This is a genomic window from Collinsella sp. LCP21S3_D3 (genome assembly GCF_052118305.1).
Taxonomy (GTDB): domain Bacteria; phylum Actinomycetota; class Coriobacteriia; order Coriobacteriales; family Coriobacteriaceae; genus Collinsella.
In genome coordinates this window covers 1-3,491 of sequence record NZ_JBQKHK010000034.1, presented here as the reverse complement: position 1 = coordinate 3,491, position 3,491 = coordinate 1, and the positions used below count along the sequence as shown (strand labels likewise).

At 65.4% G+C, this 3,491-nt stretch carries 3 protein-coding genes; all 3 read right to left on the bottom strand.

Annotation, left to right across the window (positions count from 1 at the left end; genetic code table 11):
- Positions 1-1,165: phage portal protein (locus ACTQ1S_RS09090; RefSeq protein ID WP_441547545.1), on the bottom strand; the 1,165-nt coding region annotated here is incomplete at its 3' end.
- Positions 1,166-1,267: 102 nt separating this feature from the next.
- Positions 1,268-2,692 (bottom strand): hypothetical protein, encoded by a 1,425-nt coding sequence (locus tag ACTQ1S_RS09085; RefSeq protein WP_441547544.1) that lies wholly within the window; start codon positions 2,690-2,692, stop codon positions 1,268-1,270.
- 146 nt (positions 2,693-2,838) lie between these two features.
- Complete coding sequence (locus tag ACTQ1S_RS09080; protein WP_441547543.1) at positions 2,839-3,213, bottom strand: hypothetical protein; 375 nt, start codon at positions 3,211-3,213, stop codon at positions 2,839-2,841.
- Between the last annotated feature and the right edge of the window lie 278 nt (positions 3,214-3,491).

Here is a 3,491-nt window from a genome sequence, read left to right as displayed (position 1 = left end):
GGCTGGCTTGCCCACCCACCGTAACGTTGAGCGGCACAACGAGTTGGTCGCCGCCCTCAATAGCCGGGAGGTTCTGCCGGGCGCGCGCTTCGTTGGGGGTGAGCCACGGGGCACCAACCGACGACGAAAGCACGGCGGCCTGTTCCTCAAACGAACCGGCCAGCTTCTCAGCAATGTTGAACTCGGCGTAGAACCGCGCCGGGTCAAGCCCCATGACTGGCAGCAGTTGCTTGTTGATCCGCTCGGTAACCTGCCGAAGGATCGGCCCCAACGTGTCGGTGTACAGCATGCGGCTGAACTCTCGCACGTTCGAGTATGTCGCGCCGTCGGTGTACCCAATCATGGTGGGGTTGACGTGGTACACGCTGGCCACGGTCTGCAGGCTGAGCTTGACCGCCTCTACGAACTGTTGCTCGCGTGCGTTGAAGTCCACGCGGGTGAGCTTCATGCCGTCTTCCAGAATGGGCGTACCGCCCGCGCCGGGGCCCTTGCCCGTGTACTTGGCGTACCAATCCTCGCGGAAAGCGTCGCGCGCTCGGGCACTCCACGGCTCAGCGTCCACGGGGCGTTCAAGCACGGCAGACACGCGGCCGCCGTTTTCCCAAATTTGGGAGCGGTAGCGCGCGGCCTCGATCTGTTCTAGCAGAGTCGCCTTGAGCGCTTCGACCTTGCTCGAACTGCCAATGTAGGCCGTCGGGCTGTAGCCCCCGAAGCGCACAACGCCGGGTGAGCCGTCGATGCTGGCCGGGATCGTATGTACCTTGCCTTGGAACGCAACGTTGAACCGGCTGGCAAAGAACGGGGAGTCGTCGCCGGGCCACTGGCTGACCCACGTAGGGGGTAGGCGTAGCAGTCGGTAGCCCGTCGGCACTCGTGAATCCTGCATAAGCCACCAATAGGCCGCGTCGTACAGGGCAAAGTCGCCCACGGTTGCGTACACAAGATCGTAGGTGGTTATAGCGCCATCCACGAACCGGAGCAACTGCGCCAGCGCGGAATCGTCCGCGCGCACGCGCCCGCCGTCGGGCATGCGCTCGTAGACGTGTAGGCCAAGCTGCGCGACGTTGCGTGCTAGGAAGTCCACCACAACGCGCAAGTGGGGTTGCGTGCGCCACATTTTGGCGGGGTTGAGCGTGCTCGGGTTGTAGCCAAGTGTCGCAACCACTTGTTCCCACGGCGCGCCGTTGACGTAGGTGACGGTGGGGCTATGCCAGCGCACCAACTCACTCATGGGTCACCCCCGCCTTGCTTAGTCGCGTTCGGCTCATCATACCGTCAAGACCCTTCCAGTCTCGTAGGCTGACGCGCGCGCTACGTTCGTCACACCCCACACCGCTAGCGTAGCGGCTTCCAACGGGCTTGCATCGTAACCGTACCGCTCCCACACCCAGCGGTCTAGGATAGGCCGTTTCTTGGCTTCGCCAACCGAAGCGTCAAGCTCGGGCTGACCGCCGTGCTCAACGGTGCCGTTACGTACGCCGTCCCACAGCCCAGCGCATGCCGCCTTCCACTGTTGAAACGACGCCTTGACTAGTCGGCGTGACGGCTTAACCATCTTCTCAAGCTCAGCCGTGAGCACGCCCGAAGGGCCCCCGGGATCGTAGACCACACGGGTACGGGGCCGTTCCTCCAACAGTTCCTTTAGCCGGGGGGCCACCCACTGGAAGCCCAGCCCGGTAGCCACCACACGGCACGCCGTGCGCTCACCACGCGGGCCCGCGCCCACAATGGCGGCGCTCGTCAGGTCAGCGGCTACGGCCACGCCCACGGTGTTCAGGTCAAAGTCCGCCGGGGTAGGTAGGCCGATGTGCTCGTTGTCGTCAGCGTCGAAGTACCGCGCCGTGGCGGCACTCCAAACACCGTCACCGAACACGTCTGTTGCGTCAGCTTCGTCCCACCAACCTAGGTACTCACGCCCCCACTCAGCGGGCGGGATCGACTCCCGTAGGTTGCGCATGCGCTCCAAGCTCAGTCCCGTACCGTTGGGCCGCACACGCCCCAACAGCGGGCTTGCTCGCGCCCACAGTTCTTCGTCGTCCATCGCGCACCCAGGCACGTGCAGCGGGTTTCCGGGCGGGAAGTGTAGGCACTTCCGGCCGGTACGGTCGTCGTCGTGCGCGCACTTCGGGCGCTCGGTGCCCCACTCAGCCCAGCCCAACGACGTTGAGCGCCCGGCGCGCCCGGCGTCGCGCTTGGCCCTGAGCGTGCTTGAGCCCGCCAGGCCGGGCGTGGAAGCGTAGACGGCTTGAGCGTCGCGGCGCGCGGTCAGCGTGGGCATGAGCGCGCCCAACATGGCGTCGGTCAGGTACAGGGCCTCGTCAAGAACGATCCGGTCACCCGTAAGACCGCGGCCGGCGCGCTCGGTGCGCGCGCTCACGTCCAGCTGTCGCCCGTCGGCGGTCAGAATCTTCTCAACGTCCTTGCCCGTGTGGATGCCGCCGCTTCGGTCGTCAAGCAACTTACCGCGCAAGTTCGGCGCGGCCTTGATTACCTCAGCCAGTTCGTGGAAAGACTTGATAGCCGTTTCCTTCAGGTGGGCGTTCCAGTTGACGTTACGCACGTGACCGACGGGCACCACGAACAGCCAGCCTATGGCGCACATAATGAGCGTGCCCGTCTTGAGTTGCTGGCGGGGGCCGATTACGCCGTACTCGAACGCCGCGGGCAGACCGTCGTGCCCGTAGGCAAACACGTCGTCAAGGATTAGTTGCTGTTCGGGGTCGGGCGCGTACCCGGCTGCCCGGCACGTCTTGCCCACGAGCGGGCCCAGCGTCACCGCACGCGGGGGGCTCGTGTGGTACGCCGGGGGTAGGAGCGCGTAAGGGTCAGGCCGTAGCATCAGGCCGCCCCTAGCCCCGCCAGCAGTTGCGCGGCTTCGTCTTGGACGGCGGCAACGGGGTCTTTCGCAAGGTCTACGGTTTCGCGATCGCGCATGAAGTCTTTGTACGCGTCACGAAACGATTTCCCCATGCCGGTGAGGCTGCCGGGCGCGACGCTGCCGGGGTTGTCCAGAATGTGGGCCATGCCCAGCAAGTGAACCGCCAGCGGGTCTTCGTCGTAGTCGTTAATGCCCGCAGCCTCAAACCGTCGGCGCGTGGTTTCTTCCAGCCGCCCACGTAGCTCGGTGGGCTCGCCGTCGGCGTCGTCCCCCCGCCACGCATGGTTGGGCTCGGCGTCGTGGCCCTCAGGCTTGGGCGCGCGCCCGGCCTTCACCGCTGCCTTGGCCCGGTGCTTGGCCTGTCGGCACGTGTCTGAACACACGACGGCGTTAGACCGCCTGCCCGCCATGCTGCCCTTGCACACAACGCAACGCTTCCTGTTCATGCCGGCAAGGGTACCGCGAAACGTTACGGGTTCGGCGTCACGGTATGGCGACGCGGCAGAATAGGGGCATTGAACAGCGTTAAAACTCCGCTGGCTAGGGGCTGGTCACGCCCTTTTCCACGTGCTAGGTGTCCGACTCCGCCCGATGGAGTGTCGGACACCTAGCA